Raw genomic sequence first — 22,590 nt, forward strand, 5'->3', positions numbered from 1 at the left:
GCTGTACGGCCACCTCCTTCCCTTGCCACCCACCTGCTCTCTTTACCCGTCTGCTCAGGCGCTCTCCAATTGCCCCGCCTTGAACTTGAAGGCCAACACCACCAGCGGCACGTACGCCAGTAACAGGCCTGTCAGCCCATCGAGCTTCAACATCACGACGCACCACGCCATGGGGAACAACCACAGCACATTGATTGCAGCCACCGTCAGCGTGACCGGGCGATGGCGACCGTAACGACGCGAGGCAAACTGATATGCATGGCTGCGGTGCGCCTCGTAGACTTTGTCACCCCGCAGGAATCGACGGATCAGCGTGACTGTCGCATCGACGATAAATACCCCCAACAGGATCAACCAGGCCCAGAACAAGGCTGGAGAAGCCCAGGCCGCTTGCAACGACATGATTCCCAGCGCGATCCCCAGGAAACCACTGCCCGCATCCCCCATGAAAATCTTCGCCGGTGGGAAATTCCAGAACAGAAAGCCCAGCACCGCAGCAGCCAGTATCAACGGCGGCCAGATCAGGCCGGTGAAACCCGACAAGACGTAGAGCACGCTTGCTCCGACGCAGGCTAGCACCGCCTCTACACTGGCGATACCGTCAATGCCGTCCATGAAGTTATACAGGTTGAGGAGCCAGACAAGATAAACAGCGGCCAAAGCATGCCCAACCCAGGAGAGGTCGAAGCTGAAGCCAAACAGGTTCAGGGGCGCCAGGCCATCAAGCCACACCAGCGCCCAGATAGCCGCACTGAAGTGTCCGAGCAATCGCCACCGCGCGGCAATATGACCATGATCATCCATGAACCCTACAATGGCGACCAGCGCACCAGCCCCCCCCAAAGCCACCAGATAATCGAGCGGCACCAACCCCAGTTGGCCCAGCAACGGCAGTGTCACCAGGAACGCAACCACGATTGCCACGCCCCCTCCCCGGGGTGTCGGGATGCTGTGCGAGCTACGTGCGTTCGGAATATCGATGATGCTGCGTGCCAAGGCATAGCGACGAAGGCCTGCCGTCATGAGCAGCGAAGCCATCGCGACAGAGAAAAGCAACCAGAAGTACATCATTTCGCTTGATTCATCCTGAAATTCCGGGCGGTCCTGGCCAAGGAGTCATCGACACTCACGGGCGGGGTCCAGCCCAATAGTGTCCGGTTTTTTTCGATATCGACTTGCAGCGAACCGCACAAGCGCTGGGACAGTGCTTTCTTACCCAACAAGCTGGCACCCCGCTCGAGCATCCAGCTGGGGACCGGTATCATTCGGGCCGGCTTGCCCAGCGCATGGGCCATCCGGCTGAGCAAGGCCGTGGTCGACAGATCTTCCCCGTCACTGACCAGGAACGTCTGGTTCGCGGCTGCCGGATGGTCGATGCACGTGACAATCAGGTCGACCAGGTTATCGATACTCACCAGGCTGCGACGGTTATCAATGGCGCCGAATGGCAACGGCACGCCTTTATCCAGCCAACGCATCATGCTCAGGAAGTTCGCCTTCACCCCCGGGCCGTACACCAGGACAGGCCGGATGATGACCACGTCCATGCCTGTCGCTTGCGCGAGCTGGCGCAGGCCTTCCTCGGCCTCATGCTTGGACACACCATACGGATCGGCCGGTGCAGGCAGATCGTCCGCGCGGTAAGGACGGCCAGGCGAAGTGCCTTCCCCATTGACCTTGATGGAACTGATGAAAATGAAGCGACGCACCCCGGCTTCAGCCGCCTGCCGCGCAAAGTTGAGCGTGCCCTCCACGTTGACCTGCCGAAAAGCGGCCAGTGGATCCGCTTCCGTATCATTCATCACGTGCACGCGCGCGGCGCAATGAATCACCGTATCCACATTGGCCAGGTGCGGTTGCCATTGGGTCTGTGGGGAAAATGCCTCGACCCGTACCGTGTTTGCCGGCGCCGGTAACGGCCTGTCGTCACGAACCACCGCAGTCACCGACGTCCCAGCCTGCGCGTGCAGGCGCTCAAGCAATGCACCACCGACAAACCCGCTCGCTCCGGTCATGAGAATACTGTGCTGCATCAGCGGTCTACCTTCCGTAGCGTGGCGTTTCTGAAGATGTCTTCCAAGCGTGCCAGCAAACGCTGCTTGGAGTAGTGCTGGAGGTAATAGTTGCGACCGCTGTCACCCATCACCTTGAGTTCAGGGGCCGCCGTCTCGGCCAGGGCCTGGGTGATGCGTGCCAGCCCTTGGGCATCACCGGATGCGCACGTGAAACCGGCACCCGACTCATCGATGACACGCGCGGCCTCACCATTGATCATGCCCAGCAGGGGCCTGCCCGAAGCCAGGTAGGCCTGGACCTTGCCGGGAATGGTTTTTTCAAATACATCGTTGGTTTTCAATGAGACCAGCAGCGCATCGGCGTTGGCGAACAACGCCGGCATGGCTTCCAACGGATGCCGGCCCAGCAGCAATACGTTATCCAGTCCACGCGCGCTGACCTGCTGCCCCAGCCACTCACTCATCCGGCCGTCACCCACGATGGCCCAGCGCACGGCCACTTTGCCACGCAGTTGTTCAGCCGCGTCGAGCACGGCAGGGAAATCCTGGGCCTCGCCCAGGTTCCCGGCAAAAACTACGGTAAAGACCGACTCGTCGCGGGCCAGTATCGAGGTCGAAGGGTCCACTGCCGTCGAAAAATCGTCTTCAGCCCAACTGGGGAAATAGACCAGGCGCTCCGCTTCCATGGGCCGCGTACAGTAGCCCTTGACGTTCTCAAGGAAGCCGTTGGATTGCAGCAGCAGATAGTCCGCGCGGTTGTAGATCCACGACACCATCCGCCCTACCAGGGCCAACAACGCCGGCTTTTTCAATACGCCGACCGCCCTGAGCGTTTCCGGCCACAGGTCCAGGACCCAGATGAACACGGGCGCTTTCTTCAGGCGACCGATGACCAAGGCAGGGATCGCCGCCATGATGGGGGACACGGCGTAGACGAATACGGCATCGAAGCGACGGCCCCGCAACGCATAGGCACCGAGGGTCGAGGCGCTGGTAAAAAAGCTCAGGTAGTTGAGGATCAACTGGAGACTGCGTTTTCCACGCGTAATCATGGGAACTCTGACAACGCTCGCACCCTGGTAGTCGGCAAACTGGTGCGGTGCGCACTTGTAGGATTCGAACACATTTCCTTCCGGATAATTGGGCACCCCGGTGAGCACCGTGACCGAATGTCCTTTTTCGGTGAAATCACGCACCAGATCATTGATCCGCATGTTTTCCGGCCAGAAATACTGCGTGACCACCAAAATATTCAGCTTGCTCTCAGGCATATTCACAACTCGACTCAATACCGCTTCCAGACGACACGGTTCACGTAGTCGGTATAGCTGTGCACGATCCTGGCAACCTTTTCGGAAACGTTGGGCATGCTGTAGTCCGCTACCAGGCGCAGGCTGCGCTCGGTGCCCGACAGTTGCCCTTGGAGGATATTCAACCCCTGCAGGACGCGCTCGACTTCCAGGCCGACCATCATCACTGCCGCTTCCTCCATTCCTTCAGGCCGCTCATGAGCTTCGCGCAGGTTCAAGGCCGGGAAATTGAGGATGGAAGATTCTTCGTTGATGGTGCCACTGTCGGAAAGGACGGCACGGGATTCGAGTTGCAGCTTGTTGTAGTCCATAAAGCCCAGGGGCTTGAGCAAACGAACGTTCTCATGGAAGACGATGCCCATCGCATCCACGCGTTTCTGGGTACGCGGATGGGTGGAGACGATCACGGGCTGGCCGAACGTACTGGCGACGGTGTTGAGCACCTCGACCATCTTGAGGAAGTTCTTGTCCGAGTCGACGTTCTCTTCCCGGTGTGCGCTGACCACGAAGAACTTGCCAGCTTCCAGGCCAAGCCGTTCAAGGACGTCCGACGCCACGATGCTGTCGCGGTAGTGGTTGAGCACTTCGAACATCGGGCTGCCCGTCTTGATCACACGATCGGCAGGCAACCCCTCGCCCAGCAGGTAATCACGGGCGATGGTGCTGTAGGTCAGGTTGATGTCTGCCGTGTGATCGACGATGCGTCGATTGATCTCTTCGGGGACGCGCATGTCAAAACAGCGGTTCCCGGCTTCCATATGGAACGTAGGAATCTTGCGGCGCTTGGCTGGAATGACCGCCATGCAACTGTTGGTATCGCCCAGGACCAGCAAGGCCTCCGGCTGAATGGTCGCCAATACCCGGTCCACCGCGATGATCACGTTACCAATGGTTTCGGCACCGGTGCTTCCGGCGGCGTTCAGGAAGTGGTCAGGCTTGCGAATGCCCAGGTCCTGGAAAAAAATCTCATTCAATTCGTAATCGTAGTTCTGCCCGGTATGCACCAATATGTGCTCGCAGTACTTATCCAGCGCAGCCATCACCCGGGACAGGCGAATGATTTCCGGACGCGTTCCGACGACGGTGACGATTTTCAGCTTTTTCAGTGCGGTGTTCATTACTAATCCTTCAGGCCTGGGTGCCAACTGCCATGGTGTAGGTGTCTGGCCGTTCACGGTCGAAAATCTCGTTGGCCCACAGCATCACGATCATTTCGGTATCGCCGGTATTGGTAATGTCATGGGTCCAACCCGGTACCGTTTCGACCACTTGCGGGGTGTCGCCGCCCGTGTGGAGCTCATAGAACTCACCGCTGACGATATGCCGGAAACGGAAGCAGGCCTGCCCCTTGATGACCAGGAACTTCTCGGTCTTGCTGTGATGGTAATGCCCTCCCCGCGTGATACCGGGATGGGCAGTGAAGTAGGAGAACTGACCCGCGTCCGGGGTCTTGAGCATTTCGACGAAGACGCCCCGCGAATCACCATGCTTGGGCAATTCGTAGGTAAATACTTCAGGGGGGAAATAGCTTAGATAAGTCGAATACAGCGCGCGGACCAAACCGGTTCCGACCCGTTCGGTCACCATGGTTTCCCGGCTGCGCTTGAACGCCTGCAATTGATCCGCCAGCGCCCCGACCGTAGTGTCGTAGACCGGCTGGACGTCCTGGTAGGGGCCAGGCGCGGCATTGCCATCCATCACGTCGATGAAGCTTTTGACCACATCATCGATATACACCAACTGCAATGGAGCAGCCGGGTTATTGAGGGTGATCGGCAAGTCACGAACGATGTTATGGCAGAACGTTGCCACAGCCGAGTTATAGTCCGGCCGGGCCCATTTCCCGAAAACGTTGGGCAAGCGATAGAGATAGACCGGTGAGCCTTGCTGTTCTGAAAGCTCCAGGAGTGCGCGTTCCGCGCCCCGCTTGCTCGTTCCATAAGGGTTGTCCACCTCGGCCTGTATGGACGAGGTGTAGATCACGGGAATTGACCGACCGGTGGCCTTGATGGCGGCGCACAACGTCGCGGTCAGGCCGCTATTACCTTCGCTGAATTCTTCCACACGCTGCGGGCGATTGACGCCGGCCAGGTGAAATACGAAGTCCACACCCTCCAGGTTCGACAACAAGTCGCAAGCGGCCTGTTCACGACCGAATCGGACCACTTGGACGTCTCGGCGCTCCTGCAGGTGTGCAACAAGGTTTTTGCCGACGAAGCCGTTGGCGCCGGTAACAAGGACTTTCATAGGCCTCACTCCTCTGGAGTGGCATGCTCGCCACGCTGGATGGCCCGCATGAATTCCAACTTCAATAGCAACTTCTGCATGCCTTCGACGTCCAGGCGCTCAGTGTTATGCGAGTTGTAATCCTCGGTGTGGGAAATTTTCTCCTCGCCTTGCTCGACGAACTTGCTGTAGTTCAAGTCGCGCAAGTCCGGCGGAACACGGAAATAGTCGCCCATGTCTTGCGCACAGGCCATTTCCTCGCGGCTGAGCAACGCCTCGTAAAGCTTCTCGCCGTGGCGCGTGCCGATGATCTGGATAGGGTGGTCGGGCAGTCCGAGCATCGCCGTCAGCGCTTGCGCCAGGGTTTCCACAGTAGCTGCAGGCGCTTTCTGGACAAAGAGATCGCCGTTGTTGCCATGTTCGAAGGCATAGAGCACCAGGTCCACGGCGTCGGACAGGGTCATCATGAACCGGGTCATGTTCGGGTCGGTGATCGACAGCGACTTGCCTTCACGAATCTGCTCGACGAACAGCGGAATGACCGAACCTCGGGAAGCCATGACGTTGCCATAGCGTGTACCGCAGATAACCGTCTTGCTCTCGTCGACGTTACGCGACTTGGCGACCATGACCTTTTCCATCATGGCCTTGGAAATACCCATGGCATTGATGGGGTACACAGCCTTGTCGGTACTCAGGCAAACCACCCGCCGGACACCGTTCTGGATAGCCGCCTCTAGCACGTTATCGGTGCCGATAACGTTGGTTTTCACCGCTTCCATGGGATGGAATTCGCAGGACGGAACCTGCTTGAGGGCCGCGGCATGGAAAATATAGTCAACACCGCGGGTGGCGTTCAGCACGCTTTGGTAATCACGCACATCACCGATGTAAAACTTCAGCTTGGCGTTACTGTAACGCTTGCGCATGTCGTCCTGTTTTTTCTCATCACGGCTGAAAATGCGTATCTCAGCGATGTCGGTATCCAGGAACCGTTTGAGCACTGCATTACCGAAAGAACCAGTACCGCCGGTAATAAGAAGTTTTTTGCCGTTGAACATAGGATCTGACCCTTGCCGCGAACCCGCAGAATTAACGGGCTCGTAGAGCTGAATAAATAATGTCGTCTTTCTGCTGGGGACTCGGGTAGCTGATCAACACGGCCCGGTATGCACCCTTGAACACAAAGAAGCTGCCTGCCGCCACACCGACTACGCCACAAGCCATCACGACGCCGCGCATGTCCTCAAGCGAACCGCCGCCGCCCAGGATGGTAATGGGGATGCGCACGGCCTCCCGAAGCTTGACGGCCAACTCGATATTGTAGCCTTTCATCCTGCCGTCGTTTTCAATGGAATTGAGCACGATTTCTCCGGCTCCGAGCCTTTCAAACTCTTGAGCCGCTTCCAGGACGCTGCGCTTGGTGTTTCGCGTGCCGTTGTGCGTCCAGACCTCCTGCTGTTTACTCAACAGGCGGGTTTTATGGTCCAGGACAACGACAACGCTCTGGCTGCCGATTTCTTCAGCGATCTGACTGATCAACTGAGGGGTCTCGAAAGCTGCCGAACTGATGGCTACCTTCTCGACACCCAGCGCAATAATATCCTTGGCTTGCTGTGCGGTACGAATGCCCCCGCCATAGCACAAAGGCATGCGACACTCCGCAGCCAGTTTGGCAATCTGAGCGTAATTGGGTTCGACAGCATTCACCGTGGCGTCGATGTCGATCACGATCAATTCGTCGGCTTCTTTCTCGTTGAAAATCTTCACCGCATTGATCGGGTCCCCGACGTACTTGGGGTCCTTGAACTTCACTGTCTTCACCAGCCCGCCGTCTTGAATCAGCAAGCAAGGAATGATCCTGGGTCTCAACATGTCATAGTTCCGCGAAGTTTTTCAGCAATCCGACGCCGAAATGGTGGCTTTTTTCAGGGTGAAACTGGACGCCATACACATTCTCAGCGTGCACGGCACAGCTGAACGCCAAGCCGTAGGAGGATGTTGCATCGCTGTGCCGGCCCTCTTCGCATTCAAAGAAAAACGAATGCAGGAAGTAAAAGCGCGCATCGTTCTCAAAGCCCTTGAACAACGCGGAATTCTCAGCCGGACTGACATCGTTCCAGCCCATGTGTGGCAAGGGTAACTCAGTCAGGCTTGGAACAGATTTGAAAGACCGAACGCAACCGGGTACCCAGCCAAGCCCAGGCATAGAGCCTTCGTCGCTGCGATTTGCCAGTATTTGCATGCCCACGCACACACCCAGCACCGGGACCTTGTGCCCCAGAACCAATTCTTCCAGGGTGGGACGCATGCCCGAGGCATCAAGCCGCTGAACGGCATGGTCGAACGCACCGACCCCAGGAAGGATCAACTTGGTCGCACCGTCCAATTGCGCAGCCGTTTGAGCGACTGCAACCGGGATGTGCAAACGTCGATAAACGTTCACGAAAGCCTGGATATTCCCCAGGCCATAATCAATGATGGTAATCATCTGAACAGTCGTCTTTCCAATCCGATTGCACTGAGTATCCGGGCACCTATTCCGATCAGGAAATGCTTGTTCTTGTAATCACGGAAGGTCTTATTTTCGCCATCGAAAATGCTCTGAAGCTCAGGCACAGTCAAGTCCAACTTGTGCGCGACATACTCAAACTCGGACTTCAGGAAATTCTCATCCAACTCGGGCTTGGCGATACGTTCAATGGCGGCTTCACGGGTCATCTGCCCGGTCATGATAAGGCTGGAGAAATGAGCCCGGCGCTTCTCATAGCCAAACTTGCGCGGCATCCAATAATCTTCGTAGAAGCGCGTAAACCTGGACTCATGATGCTTGTGTTGAAAACGTTTCCAGCCAAACAAACGTTCCAATGTATCTTCCGCATCGCTCTTTATATAAGGCAACAGGTTCAACGGTCGTACAACCTGCATACCCAAGACGTAGCGATAGTAAATCTTGTAGGACAATATATCGATCAGCGGGAACGTCTTGAGTTTGCGCGAGCCGAATTTGCCGTGAATGTCATTGATCAGTATTTTATCGATTCCCGGGTAGGCCCCCATTCCTCCGGCTCACGGCAGCACTCCGTAGAGTAGTTAGCGCCCGTCAGCACATACTTTATCTTGTTGGCCTTTGCAAACCGATAAAGCCCCGAAAAAAATGCAGCATCTTGTGGAATGTCCTGATCTGGAATTTGCGCTTTCAGAAAAGCCACTTGCAAACTCTTCATTTCCTCCCAGTTGACCACGTCGGTATATAGCTCCAAGCCAAGACCATCAACCAGCTTTTCGATATTACCGACGGCCTGGTCGGTATTCCAACCGGCATCGACATGAAACAGGAGCGGTCGCAAGCCCATGATTTCTTTAGCGACATAGCACAGATAGGAGCTGTCAAGACCGCCGCTGATGCCAATGATGCAGTCAAAATCGCGCCCCACGCCGTCAGCTTTAATCTTGTCAGCCAGCGCTTTTAGCTCAGCCTGGCCACGCCCATCGGTGTTCCAACTGGGCTTGATAACCTTCTCGAAATTATTGCAATACTCGCAAACACCCTGCTCGTCAAAGCTTAGATTAGGATCACTCGTATCCATAATACATCTTGAGCAGATAGTGTATTTCCCAGCGATCCTCATCTTCCCCCTCCCATTAAACCGTCACTTCGCTGACTGCAGCTTATTAATTATCTTCGACAAAACCGCTTCGTACTCTTCAGGCTTAATGGCCAAAGGGTGCAAAATCGCCCCTATACCGCTCCCCTCATACTCGGCAACCAGGGTAGATGGGTAGGATATTAACAAATCGACCTTGGGAAAGAAATCAGCCTGCTCGATCAGATACCACCCCCTCGCCCGGACCTCCCTACTCGGAGACACCGTCGGGTGCGGCTTGTAAAAAAAGTCGATGGTGGAATTCGACACCATTTGGTCATACAGAAACAAGTGAAAGTTTTCACATATCGCATGCCCCACTATCAATACGCTGAAATCCGACGACACAGGGGATAGCGAAATTCCCGGCTTGAAACACTCAACTTCAAGACCCCGCCTTAGGCTGCCACAAGACAGAATGTGTTTGCGAAACACCTCGGCAGCTCCTTCATTATAAACATACAGCTTACTCACACTTCCCAGCCGCGTAGGAATCTTTACGGAAAAAGTAGCTTCCATACTTGTCGAAGATAGCCCGACGAGCGAACCATGCTGAACAATTGTGAGGCTTGATTGCGCTTTTTTCTTCTCAGCAACTAAGCGATCAACAAGCACCGCCCATCGATCATAATGGTCAGTTATGACAAACTTATGGGAGGGCATTTTTTCGATAGCCAAATAAAATGCAATCCATTTGAACGCAGTATAACTTTGCAACCGCCAAATCTTAAAAGCGGATTTATGCCTCATTCGACCAGAAATGATAAAAGAAAGTCTTAACGCTTCAGTGCAGTCCCGCCAGGTCAAAAGGGACGAATAATTCAATACCGTCACTTCAGGACTCACTACCAGCCTCTCGCTGCCTGGGCCTCTAACCAGACAACTGGAATGGCTCAATGCATTAACCGACTCAAGAACGCCCAAGGCCCGTGGAGAAAAAGAAAGTGCCACTGGCATTTCCGAAGGTAATGCCAAAAAGCCGGCATCAAATTTTTCCTTGCCAATCAACAACCTTAGAAAATCAAACAAAAACCAACACTTATCAAGCCCCATGCGCCACAGCAAGCTTACAAACTTGATAACAACGCGAGCCGGGACCAAACCTGACCCAATGACACTCCATAGTTTTGCAGGACGCGGTGCATATGCAAGTTGGGAAGGATCACAGGCACACAGTGAGTAAACACTCTGGTCGACTGCAATTTCATTTTTCGTGGCGGCGAGGTAATGAGCAATCAACCTCAGCTGCCTGCGCGCTTTATTATCCACGCTTCTTATTCTCCCTTGACTCCCTAAATACAAAAAACACCCCCATCGAAACAAGAGACAACTGATTATTTGGGAAAGAATTCAGAGTATTTTTGAAAAACGCACAAACAAGGCAATACAAAAAAACCATTTTGAAAGACGTATCGATCTCGCTATCCAAGCGAGCTTTAAAAATAAAAACCAGGAACACCAGGAAACACATGAAACCAAGAAGGCCCATTGAATTCATCAGGGTGAAGTAGGCACTTTCGCTTACCAGCCCCAGCCTTGCACCATCGGAATCCGCTAGGAAATAGGTTAAATCAGAACCTTGCACAAACTCAAAATAGCGCTCAAACCTTATGAGTGCGCTGTCGAAATTCAGCATCCTTTCGGGGGCATAGAACTCCCCCATCACCATAAAATACATGCCGCCACAGAACAGCAGGAAAAGTCCCACCCCGAGGCCTGCAATAAGTTCTAGATCAACGCTTCTTATTTCAGTCAGACAATAAAAACCGAGGACCATCACCAGTGCCATCCACACGGTTCGCGACCCGCTCATGCAGAAGCCGTAGAAAATCGGAACAAAAAAGACTGCTCGCAACGTTATCGACGCTTTGTAACCCGCAAATAAAACCAGCGTAATAAAAAAAAATGACAGCCTTGCATTGCCTGTGTCCTGTAGTGCTCGGTTAGGCTTTAGCATCACCACCGTCCTTCTTAATCAAGCGAAAGCCAAAAACATAAGCCAAGGATTTCCATATGAATATCATTGCAAAAGCATTACACATCCCCCAGAGCACAGCCGACACCCCATCGAGGTCCGCCATGCGCATTGCAAAATAAGACACAAGAAAAACTATCAACCCGCCGACCTGACTAAAAAATATGTGCGAGTCCTTATGAAGTGCGTACAGCCCTACATGGGGAATCATGCTGAGGGAATACAGGGCTATTGCTAAAATCAACCACTTCAAAATATAGAAGTATTCCACGTAGACAGCCTTCTCCAACCATAACGCCATGCCCCAGCCAAACAAGTAGCAGGCAGCAGACAAAAACACGGTAAACCCAATGACATTAAAATTAAGTCCGCGCATATTGACTGAGAACTGGTGATAATCCTTGGCCTTGGCGGAGAGAATCAGCTTTGGATAATAAAATACTATTACCGCCGCATCCAAAAACGAAAGCACGGCCGTCGCCATACCTATGTACAGCACATACGCCCCCAAGACATCCAGACCGGCCACTCGCTCTACCCAGTACCGGTCGATGGTAAAGATCCCACGCATACAAAGACTGGCAATCAGCAGTGGCCAAACCAGTCTCAGGCCCTTTTTTATCCATAACCAATTCACCGGCTTAAAAAAAGAACTCCCATTGTACGACCTCAACCCCCAAAGACCTATAAATAGCGCCAACAGGCATCCCAAAAACCAGAGCGCAAAGACGAAGTTCAGATTGCGTGTGGTGGGTGATAAAAACATGATCAATATGACGAGTAGACACCAAATACCACTACGGACGAACAGGACTACACTGGCCAGCATCTGCTGCGAAACAGCGACCAGGACTCTATTGAGCTCTTGCGCCAAATGCTCGACGACCAGAAGAAAACCGAACCAATAGATATATTCAAATGCGATAAATCCACTCGAAAAAAATATCACCACCACGGGAAAGACAAATAGGTAAGCCAGTGCATAAAGCACTAGTTGATCCTTAAGATAGCCATATAGCAGGTCTGGATCAGAGCCGATGATCTCTCGCGTGGAATAGTTGTAAAATTCAAACCCAACCAGATAAATTGCATACCCAATAGTAGCCGCTACCAGGCCGTAGATGCCTACATCCTTAGCATCAAGATATTTAGCCATAAAAAAAATAAGAGCGAACTTACTAACCAGCGTAGCCGCCCTTATATTTAAATTGATGAGCCGCTTGATTTTTTCGCGCCCCACCAAAGTCCACATTCTATTTAACAACCGAATCAACGCTCCCAAGCAATAACGGCGACGCTACTTTTACACAGCATCAATCGCAAACGATGTATAGCCCATTTATGATGGCAACACATCCGCCTCGACATTAAGCGTCCAATTCCTTGTTCAGATTTTCATCATGGACAAACATCTCAGCCATTTTAAAATCGTAGATATCATCCACATCAACAGCACGCATGCGTGGAATCACAACGGACTTCAATCGTCCACCAAACAACCCTGTTGATGCCTTGATGTAGGACGGCCGCGTCACATAAGCAACCCCTGTCATATCATAGGCAGCCGGAGCATCCTGACGGCGCGTAATGGTGCCGTCTCCGCACACAAGCTTACTGAACCCAGCGTCATCCCGAATCAACATTGCAAAATATGGGTTTGTTGCCGCCGGAGTCACCGTCACGACAACATCGGCGTCCTCAATTGAATCCAGACATTTGCGCACGTCACTGGCATTTCGCAATGGACTGGTAGCGGGAAGGCTCAAGAAAATATCAAATCGATCACCGCGCTGTTCCAACGTTTCGATCGCATGCTGCCAGGATTTCCACTCTGCTGATGTGTCCGCCGCCAAGTGCTCTGGCCGCTCAATCACTTCTGCGCCGTATTGCTTCGCAACGGCCGCTATCTGGGAACAATCTGTTGAAACAAATACTTTTTCTATGCGGTCCACCTGCTTGGCCACTTTTATTGAATAGGCCAGTAAAGGTTGACCCGCCAGGTCCCTGATATTCTTACCAGGCAGGCCTTTGGAACCGCCTCTGGCAAATATAAAAGCATACGTTTTCATGAAATTGGTTCCCAACGATCAGAAGTTCAAAAAAAATCAAAAATGCAGAAATTTACAAAGTTAGAAACTCGCTTTGCGCCCGTTGGAAATCTTCCATGCGACCTATGTCAAGCCAATATTCATGCACAGGAAACATATTTACATTTCGATTCAGCTCGATTTCTCTCTCCAGTAGCGTAGGCATATCTATGCGCTCACCCGCCGGAACGCTCTTCACCAGTTCGGGTGATAACAAATAAATACCGGCGTTGATGAAGAAGTGCTGAACCGGCTTCTCGACCATCGAGACTATCCTGTGACCTTCGCTTTGAATAACGCCATAGGGGACCCGATACTCGAACTCCCTTACGCACATTGTGGCGGCGCCGTTGTGCGTTTCATGAAACTCTAGGAGATTCTGAAAATTCAACGTGGTCAACAGATCACCGTTCATCATGAACAACGGCATATCTATCTCATCATGAGGAAGCAAGCCGAGTGCCCCCCCTGTCCCAAGAGGTACTTCTTCATGAATATAGGTAATGCTAACGTCCCATTGGCTTCCATTGCCAAAGTAATCTCGGATCATCTCTGGCATGTAATGAGTAGAGATGTAGAACCGATGAAAGCCAGAACTTATGAAACGCTCCAAAATCAGTTCTAAAATCGGCTTATCCCCAACCTTGAGCAAGGGTTTTGGGCAATTATGGGTCAGTGGCCTCAACCGTGTTCCGAAACCGCCGGCCATCAGAAATACAGGATTGTCACGACGTGGCGTATCGAGCAGATCGTGCAAGGTTTCAAGGCCAATCACTTTGCCCTGATCGTCCAATACCGGAAGTTGCAGAAGCTTGTACTGTTCCATTATGGAAAGGATACGCGCCTTTGTCCAACCCAGCCGGGCCGTTTTCGGCGACAAGCACATGATGTCCTTGATTGGGCCATTAAGCGGCAGCTTTTTCAGTAGTGCCCGCCTGATATCTCCGTCGGTCACGGTACCTAAGAGATTCTGTTGGTCATCTACCACCAATACAATACGCATCGCCACGCGATCTAGCGTAGCGATAGCTTCTTCCATAGCGATGTCTGGACTAACAAGCGTTAACTGCCACTGTTTCATTCTTGCCTCTTAATTCTTTAGTCGTTGGGTAATATGAGGTTTGGTACCTAACGATATACGATCAGCTGGTAACGAACTCACCAGTACCGAACCGGCTCCAACCACGGAATTCTCTCCCACGGTCAACGACTGGATGATGGTAGCACCGGCACCAACGAAAACACCTTCACAAAGGGTCGAATCCCCGCAAACCACCGCACCGGGTGCAACGTGCACGTTGGCGTGGACATGACAGTCGTGATCAATACTTGCACGGGTATTGATGATTGTATTCTCACCGATGTCACAGTCAGCCTGTATGACAGCACCCGCCATGACCTGTACGCCTTGGCCAAGGCTCGCAGTGGAATCGATTGAAGCACTGGGGTGAATCAGCACGGGAAAATAAAATCCCCTGTCTCGGTAGCGCCTGAAAATCGTTTTTCGAATACTGTTGTGGATGACTTGGCCAATCCCGTTTATGAGACCTACCTCCCCGGGATCTAACTGCTCAATGAAACTATCGTCACCCAGTATGTCGACGCCTCGCCACGTCTTTACTTCTCTTGATTTGAATTCAGGAGCGCATACACCAATGACATTAAAACCAGCGGACGTCGCTAGCGACAAAAGAACCTTGGCATGCCCTCCCGCACCGATCATCACTACTGATTTTACAGTCGATGCGACGTTCACTTCTCTAAAGCCTCGCCCATGGCATATTCGCGCGGGCTGACTTTACCGATCAAACCCCACAGTTCAACAGCCGGCAAGCCGCCGCCACTGCGTGCCGTGGTAAGGTCTTCACGTGACAAGACCGTCCCTTTTGCTATTGGACGATTTGCCACGACCTGCTGTCGGGCGGCCTTGCGCGTATCCCACTCGCTAGCTTGCGGAGCTTTGCAGGCACTGCCGATAGCCTGCTCCAAAGCCCGGATGTCATCGATCATGTCTTTGAGCTCATTCGGCTCAAGGGATGCCTTGTGATCAGGCCCTGGCAGGGTCCGATCAAGCGTAAAATGCTTTTCAATGACTTTGGCTCCCCTTGCAACAGCGGCAATGGAGACCAACGCACCTTCTGTATGATCCGAATATCCAACCTCAAGGCCAAACGCATTCGCGAGCGTATCCATCGCTCTTAAATTGACCTCGGCCCAAGGGGTGGGGTATTGCGATGTGCAGTGGAGCAGGGTTACGTGTCCAAGCAATCCACGCCTGTTTTGCGCAACACTCCAGGAACGCCAGACCTCATCCATGCTCTCTGGCTCACGTTCATGCACCATGGCATGGCTCACAATGGCCAAACCCTGTTCGACCTCGCTGAGCGTAGCCATTCCGGTCGACAGGACCAGGGGCTTTTGTGTCCGCGCAAATTGCCAAAGCAATGGACCATTGGTCAATTCGCCGGAGGGCACCTTGAAAAATGGCATTCCCAAGTGGCTTAGAAAATCCAGACTCTCCGTATCGAACGCGGTTGAAAGAAACTCGATTCCGAGTTGTCGAGCATGCCGTTGGATATCCTGGTGCCACTCCTTCGGCAACTCGAGCTTCTTCAACATCGCCAACTGAGACTCAGCATCATCAGTATTCGTGACTTGGTAGGCAGCCTTAGGTGCGCTCTTGGAAGCCAGCTTGGCAGCGTCGAACGTCTGGAACTTTACCGCATCAGCACCAGAAGCCGCAGCGGCCTCGACGAGCGCCAGAGCCATGTCCCGTTGACCGTTATGGTTGACACCTGCTTCTGCAATTACGTACACACCTTGCGAGTTACTTTTCATAGTAAATCCAGGTCATAGAATTTTTTTGAGGTGCCGCCGTTAAAGTCTATTAACTGCTGCACGATTTTCTGACTCGCGTCGCCCCGCCCATAAGGATTCTCCGCATGCTTGCACAGGCTGGAAAAATCCTCGGACAATGCGAGGGAAATAGCTTGGCGAATCGCGTCAGTGTCAGGTTCGCAAGGGATAACCGTTTCAGCAGCCAGCCTGCCTTTTTGACGTGAGCCGATATTGACCGTCGGCAAGCCAAAAGAAGGCACCTCGATAATACCGCTTGAAGAGTTACCGACTACGACACTCGCATATTGCAGTGCACTTAAATAGCGCTTAAACCCAAGCGATGGGATGGCAAGCACCCTGCCAGGATGAGCCGCCGCATATTTTTCAATCAGCGATATTATGCTGCGACCGCCATTGTCTGCATTAGGATAAGTGATGACCAACTGGTAATTTGGAAATGAATCCAGCGCTGCCAGCAACGCACAAAAACTCTGCTCAGGATCTTCCTCGGCAAGGGTAACCGGATGATAAGTCACCAACATGAACGGGCCTACGATCTTGAAGTCGAGACTTTGAGACAGCGCTTCGAGGGACAAAAAATCCCCACGTTTCACATGATCCAAGCCAACTGCGCCAACATTAAATACTCGCGCGGGATCTTCACCCATCTGGATGACACGTTGCCTGTAAGGTTCAGCCGCTACAAAATGCAGCATGGACAGCTTGCTTATGGCGTGCCGAATAGCGTCGTCATAGGCCCCTTCCGTTATTTCTCCACCATGGATATGGGCCACCGGAATTTTCATTACAAGTGCGGCTTGGACTACCGCCAGCGCTTCGAACCGGTCTCCGAGTACCACCAGCACATCGGGAGACAGGCGCTCCAAGGCTTCGGCAAATCCTAACAGCCCCAGGCCCATGGATTTGACAACGCCAACTGCCGTATCGGAGGACAATAGCATCTCGACCTTGGCATCAATCTCAAATCCATCATAGACGATCTGCTTCCAAGTCTCGCCAAATTCAGGAGAGAGATGCATACCACTCACGATAACCTGAAGGTTTAATGCGGGAGTGTCCTTTATATCCCTCATCAACCAATACAAAAGGCCATACTCAGCCCTTGTACCGGTGAAAACCGCTATCTTACTGGCCACGCTGAAACTCCGGTAGCACGCTACTCGGCAAATTCACCACTCGCGACTCCAGCCACAGCGAGTTGGTCAAATCCCCCTTCATGCAGTTTTGGTAAAGCGGCAGATGGCACATCAGTTTCCAAATCGGGCGAGTCATCACACCTTTATCGTTAGTCGCTTTAAGAAGAGCATCACGGCGCTCTACAGATTCACAGATAACGGCATTCAGCCAGTAATTTGAACGGCATTCAGGCGGCTCGGTAAAAAACGTCAACTCACTGTTAGCCAGCAACGAGGCGTAGCGAGACGCCAACTCTCGCTTGGCAGAAACAAATAGGTCGAGCTGTTCCAGTTGCGCGCAACCTAAGGCGGCATTCAGGTTGGGCAATCTATAATTAAAACCCAGTTCGTCATGAACGTATTCATAGGGGTGAGGCTGTTTCGCGGTGGTCGTCAGGTGTTTGGCTTTGGCGCCAAGCGTCTCATTTGACAGAATAGCCCCCCCGCCTCCTGTGGTAATGATTTTATTACCATTGAAGCTGAGTACCCCCAAGGCCCCGAACGTTCCAGTGTGCTGCCCTTTATATAAACTCCCGAGCGATTCCGCCGCATCCTCCACCAAGGTAATGTTCCAGAGCTGACACACTTTGACCAAGTGATCGATGTCCACGGGATGTCCAAACGTGTGCATCGGCAGGCAGGCCCGGATGACCTGATGAGTCGCTTTGTGGCGACAAAGTCCCTGGTCATCCAGATGGGCGTGTTCTTGAAGCCACGCACTCATGGCCGACGGGGAAAACCCCAGGGTATTCAAATCAACGTCAATGAAAACCGGCATGGCACCGCAGTAAGCGATTGCATTGCAAGTAGCGACGAAGGTCAACGCCTGGGTCAAGACCAGGTCGCCTTGCTTTACCTCGGCCAAAATAAGCGCCGTGTGAAGAGCTGCCGTGCCGTTCATCGTGGCGGTCGCCCGGGGGCTCGCCGTATAGGAGGCAAGGTCTTTTTCGAATCGATCAACAAAGGCACCCACGCTCGACACAAAGGTAGATTCAATTGTTTCCACTACATAATCACGCTCATGACCTTTAAAGACCGGTGCATGCAGCGGAATAAAATCATTGGTGGCGTATTCGTCACGCACGAATTTAATCAATGAATCGAACATGGCGCCCCCTCAGACGTTATATATATCAGCTTTATACTTAGCCAGATTTTCGGGAATGAGAAGCCACTCGATTGTTTGCTGCAAGCCTTCAGAAATAGAATAACTCGGTACGAAACCGGTCAGTTTATTTATCTTGCTATTGTCACACCACAACCTGAACACTTCCGATTTCTCTGGACGCATGCGCTGATCATCAGTCAAGAACTCAACATCGCTGTTCATCAGCTTCTTTATGAGTTCAAGCGTGTCACGTACAGATATTTCGTAGTTTGAACCAATATTTACCGTTTCACCAATGGCCTCTTGACACCGCGCCAACTGCAGGAAACCCCGGCATGTATCGGCCACGTAGTTGAAGTCTCGCGTTGGGGAGACATCACCCAACTTGATCTGCTTCTGGCCACTTGCAATTTGAGTAATGATGGTAGGGATAACCGCCCTCGCCGACTGCCTAGGTCCATAGGTATTGAACGGCCTGGCAATGGTCAACGGCAAATCGAAGGCATTGAAGAAACTCATGGCCATCGCGTCGGCGCCGATTTTCGAAGCGCTATAGGGCGACTGAGCTTGCAGAGGGTGTTTTTCGTCGATAGGCACATACTGAGCGGTACCATACACTTCACTAGTCGATGTATGGATCACCCGTTTGACATTATTTTCGAGAGCGGCCTGGCAGATATTCAATGTCCCCTTTACATTGGTATCTACATAGCTGTCTGGAGCAACGTACGAATATGGAATGGCGATCAATGCCGCAAGATGGAAAACCATATCAACATCTTTAGTGATATGCTTGCAGAAATGCGGATCCCTGACATCACCGCTAACAACTTCAACTTTATCGAGGCAGTTGATATTCTCCAACCAACCCCAATAATTAAACGAATTATACTGCGACAGTGCTTTTACCTGGTAGCCTTCCTGCACCAACAACTCAACCAAATGGGAGCCAATAAATCCATCGGCACCGGTTACTAAAACTCTATTCACTTTCCACCTCAGTATTGGTTGAGCATTTAAATCAGCCTTGGCAGCTTTACACTCGCCAGCTTTTCAAATGCGTTAGTCCCAGATCAATCCAATGGGAACGTCACGGACCCGAAATTTACATTTGCTCCAAGCAGAAGCTCGCCAAGACGATTTGCATCGCCCGTAACGATGGGAAATTTGACAAGATCAAGCGACTTGGAGGGCAGAGTAAAAACACAGCCCCCTTGTCGACCAAGGAGAGCTGCCCGAATTTTCTCAGTGTTCATGATGCAACTCCCTCCGCCTCATAGCTTATCCGTTGCTTTGAAAAAAAATGTTACCTAATGACCATCCATCCCGGCGATTTCCTCAGCCATCGATGGGTAGGACCCACAAGCTTTCAGCTGACGCAAAAACTCTAACCAGGCCCCTCAGCGCCGGAAACTGTCCCTTGGCAACGATGAACTCCCGGCGCGACATGTGCCCCCTTGAGCCATCAGGGTATGGCATCGCGCCGCCGGCCTAGATAGCCTGTCACTCTTCGCCGCATTACTCGCCGGCAGCCGCAATGATAGCGAGGCCAAGCCATCGGGGAAAATAATTTTTTACCAAGCTGTCGAAGGCGATATTACCAGCGGAGATGATCTAGGCAGCATTTCAACACAATTCAATCTGAGGGCGAAGCTCGAACAGGATCATTAAGCAATGCTGGCGCCAAGCCATCACCAAAGTGAAATGAGTGCCAATTATTGATCCCACGATGATTGAAAAAACCTGTGCACCATCTCCAACAGGCTCTCCCAACAACTGATGCCCAAAACGAAATAAAAAGGCCGTTATGAATTCCGCGCCAGAAAGAAGCGAAGCACCGCTATGAAGCAGCCCAAGATAAGACCCGCGATCGTGCCTAATACCAAGATCAACGCCTTATTTGGCTTGATCGGACTTTCGGGCACCTCTACGCGGCCATCTTGTCGATAAATGGAAATACTTTCAGGGCCAATATTCAATTTCCGATAAAAACCATATCGCATCTGCAACGACCGCAAATCGGATATGAATGCATCATCAGAGGGCCTGGACTCCAACGCTTCGACTCCGCCATCAAGGCCTTACTGCCTCGCTGGCAATCCATCTTATTACCCGTATCCACGGTTATGTCAACGGCAGCTGTAGAGTTGACCGTCGGAGTGGTCAGGCCAATCGCCTTGGCAATCTTCAGTGCCTCACGAAGCTGCTGGATTCTGTCTTCGCGCACCCGCTGTGCTGTTTTGCGCAGGCTGACAATGCGTTGCTCCAGGTTACGAGCTCTTACAGATGCCTCGGAAGTGAAATTTTAAATCAATTCCGACTCAGCGGTTTCACTGGCACGCTGCGAGCCTTTGCCCACGCCGTAGCGCGAGCCGGATCGTCACCTTGGACAGTAATCGAAAAACGCTCCGGCGCATCCTTGCCAGGCCCTCTTATCACCAATTCCCGGGAGAAGCGCTCATACCGACGATCAAGCGGTACTTTACGCTGGGATTCGCCAAGTGAAAGAAGGTAAATCTCATTGAAGAACTTCTGACGAAGTGACTCACCTTGGAGATTCCGAGCGAATACGTCATATACATATTAGATCGATTAGGGTTCCAGCTCAGTGCCTTTCCCACGCCCATAGTTCAACTCAGCATTACCGTTCTAAGTAGGAGGAATGATGAAAAGTTTTACTTCGTAGACAGGTTTGCCAAGAAACGCAAAGGCCGCAGCACTGATAAAAACCAGGAAGGCAACGCCAATAATCAGCCACTTCCGGGCCAACACTCCCCGCACCAGCTCGATCAAGTCAACTTCATCGGCACCCTGCGTATTGATGGAGTTATTTTGCATGCAGGGCCTCGCCCCCTTTTTTTGACGCCCATTCGCAGACGAAACTCTCTAAATGAAAACGCAAGACAGGCAAGGTCCGGCGGATACAGCCCCAAACTGACTTATATTAAATACGAAAAAAAGTACCCAAAGTCAGAAAAACCGTAGACAGTGATCCTAACCAAGACTATCGGGCTCACGCATCCCTTATTTCGACCGTCGACGCACTCCCGTGAACCAGGCGAGCAATGGCCCTAGCGTCATGCCAGCGAGTAGTGCGAGGAGCACGTAAACCGAAACGGGTAGCTGTGGCGCAGACCAGCCCAGGAACAACAGCGTGGCAGGCTGAGCATTTTCCAACACGAACACGACAATCGCCGAGGCCACAAGCAGCGCAGCCACGGCAAGCGTCAAGCGCCTAAAGTTCCGCATTTATTCCCCTCCGCCCCACGTCAAAGCTCACCCTCCTCCTCCTCGTTGACCCGATCCCTGAGCTCCTTGCCCGGCTTGAAATGAGGGACAAATTTACCATCGAGGCTGACCGACTGCCCAGTCTTAGGATTGCGCCCAACCCGCGGCGCGCGATAATGCAGGGAAAAGCTGCCAAAGCCGCGAATTTCAATACGATCTCCGGTAGCCAGGCACTGGGACATTTGTTCAAGCATTGTCTTGATGGCCAGCTCTACATCCTTGGACGAGAGTAGCCCTTGATGGGTGACAATTCGTTCGATCAACTCCGACTTCGTCATATTTTTCCCTTCTTTTTCAAGCAGCTAGGAAAATCGCTTCGAAGGTTTTAGCATGCCCGGAAGAATTTGAACAGCCCGGCTATTGACATATCTTCTGCACGCCGTGAGCGCCCCTTTTCCGTGCAGAGCAAAGAGAATCCGCCGATCAGCGGCACATGACCAGCATTGTGCGAGTTACATAACCCGCCGGATTGAAGCCAAAGGGGTATTGATCCAGATCCTTCGCGTCATCAGACCGGGCTATCACCTTGTAACCCGCGCCCTTGCACTCCTTGGCGGCCCGCCTCTGGCACTTCTCCCATCCGGAGCCCAGCCCCGAGCAATCGATCTCGATGCCACTGACACCACGTACTGCGTGGGTCTTGGAGCTGGTAGCACACCCCGCCAGCATCAAAGCCATCGCGACCAGTAAGAGCTTGTTCATTCAGATCCTTAGATAGGTCGACAGAGCACTTCCCAGGATATATTTGATTTGCCTCATAAAAGAGACAGCACGATGGGTCGGTTGGTTTCGCTACGCCTCGGAAGATTGCAGCCTCAGCCACGTGACGCTTAGTCATGGAGAAATCGCAGCCACAAAAAAGGGCGACCGAAGTCGCCCTTTTTCTATGGTCTGACAGAA

At 52.5% G+C, this 22,590-nt stretch carries 26 protein-coding genes; all 26 read right to left on the reverse strand.

The annotated features are described in order from the left end of the window. Positions 1 to 54 precede the first annotated feature (54 nt). A complete protein-coding gene (locus KI237_RS21570) occupies positions 55 to 1,071 on the reverse strand; it encodes an MraY family glycosyltransferase (RefSeq protein WP_212796974.1) in 1,017 nt (338 codons plus the stop codon). After that, positions 1,068 to 2,033, reverse strand: coding sequence for a UDP-glucose 4-epimerase family protein (locus KI237_RS21575; protein ID WP_212796975.1), 966 nt, complete (start codon positions 2,031 to 2,033; stop codon positions 1,068 to 1,070). The genes KI237_RS21570 and KI237_RS21575 overlap by 4 nt, the downstream gene beginning before the upstream one ends. Continuing rightward, positions 2,033 to 3,286 (reverse strand): glycosyltransferase family 4 protein, encoded by a 1,254-nt coding sequence (locus KI237_RS21580; protein WP_212796976.1) that lies wholly within the window; start codon positions 3,284 to 3,286, stop codon positions 2,033 to 2,035. The genes KI237_RS21575 and KI237_RS21580 overlap by 1 nt, the downstream gene beginning before the upstream one ends. Before the next feature lie 14 nt (positions 3,287 to 3,300). Continuing rightward, complete coding sequence (wecB, locus tag KI237_RS21585) at positions 3,301 to 4,431, reverse strand: non-hydrolyzing UDP-N-acetylglucosamine 2-epimerase (protein WP_212800672.1); 1,131 nt, start codon at positions 4,429 to 4,431, stop codon at positions 3,301 to 3,303. 22 nt (positions 4,432 to 4,453) lie between these two features. After that, the gene (gene wbjC, locus KI237_RS21590; RefSeq protein ID WP_212796977.1) at positions 4,454 to 5,572 is read right to left on the reverse strand and encodes a UDP-2-acetamido-2,6-beta-L-arabino-hexul-4-ose reductase; all 1,119 of its coding nucleotides are present in this window, start codon (positions 5,570 to 5,572) and stop codon (positions 4,454 to 4,456) included. 5 nt (positions 5,573 to 5,577) lie between these two features. Continuing rightward, positions 5,578 to 6,612, reverse strand: a complete 1,035-nt coding sequence (locus KI237_RS21595) for a polysaccharide biosynthesis protein (RefSeq protein ID WP_212796978.1) — start codon at positions 6,610 to 6,612, stop codon at positions 5,578 to 5,580. Positions 6,613 to 6,643: 31 nt separating this feature from the next. Beyond that, on the reverse strand, positions 6,644 to 7,426 hold the full coding sequence (locus tag KI237_RS21600) for an AglZ/HisF2 family acetamidino modification protein (RefSeq protein ID WP_212796979.1): 783 nt from the start codon (positions 7,424 to 7,426) through the stop codon (positions 6,644 to 6,646). Position 7,427: 1 nt separating this feature from the next. Further along, positions 7,428 to 8,042, reverse strand: coding sequence for an imidazole glycerol phosphate synthase subunit HisH (gene hisH / locus KI237_RS21605; RefSeq protein WP_212796980.1), 615 nt, complete (start codon positions 8,040 to 8,042; stop codon positions 7,428 to 7,430). Next, positions 8,039 to 8,611 (reverse strand): adenine nucleotide alpha hydrolase family protein, encoded by a 573-nt coding sequence (locus KI237_RS30605; RefSeq protein ID WP_249410655.1) that lies wholly within the window; start codon positions 8,609 to 8,611, stop codon positions 8,039 to 8,041. The genes hisH and KI237_RS30605 overlap by 4 nt, the downstream gene beginning before the upstream one ends. Beyond that, complete coding sequence (locus KI237_RS30610) at positions 8,578 to 9,141, reverse strand: adenine nucleotide alpha hydrolase family protein (protein ID WP_249410656.1); 564 nt, start codon at positions 9,139 to 9,141, stop codon at positions 8,578 to 8,580. The genes KI237_RS30605 and KI237_RS30610 overlap by 34 nt, the downstream gene beginning before the upstream one ends. 63 nt (positions 9,142 to 9,204) lie before the next feature. Then, the gene (locus tag KI237_RS21615; RefSeq protein ID WP_212796981.1) at positions 9,205 to 10,467 is read right to left on the reverse strand and encodes a hypothetical protein; all 1,263 of its coding nucleotides are present in this window, start codon (positions 10,465 to 10,467) and stop codon (positions 9,205 to 9,207) included. Continuing rightward, positions 10,460 to 11,155 (reverse strand): O-antigen ligase family protein, encoded by a 696-nt coding sequence (locus KI237_RS21620; RefSeq protein ID WP_212796982.1) that lies wholly within the window; start codon positions 11,153 to 11,155, stop codon positions 10,460 to 10,462. Before KI237_RS21620 ends, KI237_RS21615 begins: the two co-directional genes overlap by 8 nt. Continuing rightward, complete coding sequence (locus KI237_RS21625) at positions 11,142 to 12,413, reverse strand: MATE family efflux transporter (RefSeq protein WP_212796983.1); 1,272 nt, start codon at positions 12,411 to 12,413, stop codon at positions 11,142 to 11,144. The genes KI237_RS21620 and KI237_RS21625 overlap by 14 nt, the downstream gene beginning before the upstream one ends. A gap of 127 nt (positions 12,414 to 12,540) precedes the next feature. Beyond that, entirely contained in the window at positions 12,541 to 13,242 is a 702-nt protein-coding gene (locus KI237_RS21630; protein ID WP_212796984.1) for an acylneuraminate cytidylyltransferase family protein, read from the reverse strand. A 52-nt stretch (positions 13,243 to 13,294) separates the two neighbouring features. Beyond that, positions 13,295 to 14,341 (reverse strand): nucleotidyltransferase family protein, encoded by a 1,047-nt coding sequence (locus tag KI237_RS21635; RefSeq protein ID WP_212796985.1) that lies wholly within the window; start codon positions 14,339 to 14,341, stop codon positions 13,295 to 13,297. A 9-nt stretch (positions 14,342 to 14,350) separates the two neighbouring features. Beyond that, positions 14,351 to 15,016, reverse strand: a complete 666-nt coding sequence (locus KI237_RS21640; RefSeq protein ID WP_212796986.1) for an acetyltransferase — start codon at positions 15,014 to 15,016, stop codon at positions 14,351 to 14,353. Continuing rightward, positions 15,013 to 16,098: an N-acetylneuraminate synthase gene (gene neuB, locus KI237_RS21645; protein WP_212796987.1), complete on the reverse strand. Its 1,086-nt coding sequence runs from the start codon at positions 16,096 to 16,098 to the stop codon at positions 15,013 to 15,015. The genes KI237_RS21640 and neuB overlap by 4 nt, the downstream gene beginning before the upstream one ends. Further along, a complete protein-coding gene (neuC, locus tag KI237_RS21650; protein WP_212796988.1) occupies positions 16,095 to 17,255 on the reverse strand; it encodes a UDP-N-acetylglucosamine 2-epimerase in 1,161 nt (386 codons plus the stop codon). The genes neuB and neuC overlap by 4 nt, the downstream gene beginning before the upstream one ends. Next, positions 17,245 to 18,402, reverse strand: a complete 1,158-nt coding sequence (locus KI237_RS21655; protein WP_212796989.1) for a LegC family aminotransferase — start codon at positions 18,400 to 18,402, stop codon at positions 17,245 to 17,247. The genes neuC and KI237_RS21655 overlap by 11 nt, the downstream gene beginning before the upstream one ends. Positions 18,403 to 18,411: 9 nt before the next feature. Beyond that, positions 18,412 to 19,392, reverse strand: coding sequence for an NAD-dependent 4,6-dehydratase LegB (locus tag KI237_RS21660; protein ID WP_212796990.1), 981 nt, complete (start codon positions 19,390 to 19,392; stop codon positions 18,412 to 18,414). Positions 19,393 to 19,475: 83 nt separating this feature from the next. Next, positions 19,476 to 19,658 (reverse strand): hypothetical protein, encoded by a 183-nt coding sequence (locus KI237_RS21665; RefSeq protein ID WP_212796991.1) that lies wholly within the window; start codon positions 19,656 to 19,658, stop codon positions 19,476 to 19,478. A 549-nt stretch (positions 19,659 to 20,207) separates the two neighbouring features. Then, positions 20,208 to 20,405, reverse strand: a complete 198-nt coding sequence (locus KI237_RS30830) for a GNVR domain-containing protein (protein WP_349305804.1) — start codon at positions 20,403 to 20,405, stop codon at positions 20,208 to 20,210. Positions 20,406 to 21,051: 646 nt separating this feature from the next. Further along, positions 21,052 to 21,240, reverse strand: a complete 189-nt coding sequence (locus KI237_RS30615; protein ID WP_249410657.1) for a Wzz/FepE/Etk N-terminal domain-containing protein — start codon at positions 21,238 to 21,240, stop codon at positions 21,052 to 21,054. 186 nt (positions 21,241 to 21,426) lie between these two features. Further along, positions 21,427 to 21,651, reverse strand: a complete 225-nt coding sequence (locus KI237_RS21675; RefSeq protein ID WP_212796992.1) for a lipopolysaccharide assembly protein LapA domain-containing protein — start codon at positions 21,649 to 21,651, stop codon at positions 21,427 to 21,429. Between the two features lie 20 nt (positions 21,652 to 21,671). Continuing rightward, entirely contained in the window at positions 21,672 to 21,968 is a 297-nt protein-coding gene (ihfB, locus tag KI237_RS21680) for an integration host factor subunit beta (RefSeq protein ID WP_011335356.1), read from the reverse strand. 145 nt (positions 21,969 to 22,113) lie between these two features. Then, a complete protein-coding gene (locus KI237_RS21685; RefSeq protein WP_212796993.1) occupies positions 22,114 to 22,392 on the reverse strand; it encodes a hypothetical protein in 279 nt (92 codons plus the stop codon). Positions 22,393 to 22,590 lie beyond the last annotated feature (198 nt).

The organism is Pseudomonas sp. St316 (assembly GCF_018325905.1).
Lineage (GTDB): Bacteria > Pseudomonadota > Gammaproteobacteria > Pseudomonadales > Pseudomonadaceae > Aquipseudomonas.

Excerpts from the sequence above, each read along its gene's own strand:
- KI237_RS21570 (WP_212796974.1), bottom strand. The coding sequence starts at position 1,071 with ATGATGTACTTCTGGTTGCTTTTCTCTGTCGCGATGGCTTCGCTGCTC.
- KI237_RS21575 (WP_212796975.1), bottom strand. The coding sequence starts at position 2,033 with ATGCAGCACAGTATTCTCATGACCGGAGCGAGCGGGTTTGTCGGTGGT.
- KI237_RS21580 (WP_212796976.1), bottom strand. The coding sequence starts at position 3,286 with ATGCCTGAGAGCAAGCTGAATATTTTGGTGGTCACGCAGTATTTCTGG.
- wbjC (WP_212796977.1), bottom strand. The coding sequence starts at position 5,572 with ATGAAAGTCCTTGTTACCGGCGCCAACGGCTTCGTCGGCAAAAACCTT.
- KI237_RS21595 (WP_212796978.1), bottom strand. The coding sequence starts at position 6,612 with ATGTTCAACGGCAAAAAACTTCTTATTACCGGCGGTACTGGTTCTTTC.
- KI237_RS21600 (WP_212796979.1), bottom strand. The coding sequence starts at position 7,426 with ATGTTGAGACCCAGGATCATTCCTTGCTTGCTGATTCAAGACGGCGGG.
- hisH (WP_212796980.1), bottom strand. The coding sequence starts at position 8,042 with ATGATTACCATCATTGATTATGGCCTGGGGAATATCCAGGCTTTCGTG.
- KI237_RS30605 (WP_249410655.1), bottom strand. The coding sequence starts at position 8,611 with ATGGGGGCCTACCCGGGAATCGATAAAATACTGATCAATGACATTCAC.
- KI237_RS30610 (WP_249410656.1), bottom strand. The coding sequence starts at position 9,141 with ATGGATACGAGTGATCCTAATCTAAGCTTTGACGAGCAGGGTGTTTGC.
- KI237_RS21620 (WP_212796982.1), bottom strand. The coding sequence starts at position 11,155 with ATGCTAAAGCCTAACCGAGCACTACAGGACACAGGCAATGCAAGGCTG.
- KI237_RS21630 (WP_212796984.1), bottom strand. The coding sequence starts at position 13,242 with ATGAAAACGTATGCTTTTATATTTGCCAGAGGCGGTTCCAAAGGCCTG.
- KI237_RS21635 (WP_212796985.1), bottom strand. The coding sequence starts at position 14,341 with ATGAAACAGTGGCAGTTAACGCTTGTTAGTCCAGACATCGCTATGGAA.
- neuB (WP_212796987.1), bottom strand. The coding sequence starts at position 16,098 with ATGAAAAGTAACTCGCAAGGTGTGTACGTAATTGCAGAAGCAGGTGTC.
- KI237_RS21655 (WP_212796989.1), bottom strand. The coding sequence starts at position 18,402 with ATGTTCGATTCATTGATTAAATTCGTGCGTGACGAATACGCCACCAAT.
- KI237_RS21665 (WP_212796991.1), bottom strand. The coding sequence starts at position 19,658 with ATGAACACTGAGAAAATTCGGGCAGCTCTCCTTGGTCGACAAGGGGGC.
- KI237_RS30830 (WP_349305804.1), bottom strand. The coding sequence starts at position 20,405 with ATGCGATATGGTTTTTATCGGAAATTGAATATTGGCCCTGAAAGTATT.
- KI237_RS30615 (WP_249410657.1), bottom strand. The coding sequence starts at position 21,240 with ATGCAAAATAACTCCATCAATACGCAGGGTGCCGATGAAGTTGACTTG.
- KI237_RS21675 (WP_212796992.1), bottom strand. The coding sequence starts at position 21,651 with ATGCGGAACTTTAGGCGCTTGACGCTTGCCGTGGCTGCGCTGCTTGTG.
- ihfB (WP_011335356.1), bottom strand. The coding sequence starts at position 21,968 with ATGACGAAGTCGGAGTTGATCGAACGAATTGTCACCCATCAAGGGCTA.
- KI237_RS21685 (WP_212796993.1), bottom strand. The coding sequence starts at position 22,392 with ATGAACAAGCTCTTACTGGTCGCGATGGCTTTGATGCTGGCGGGGTGT.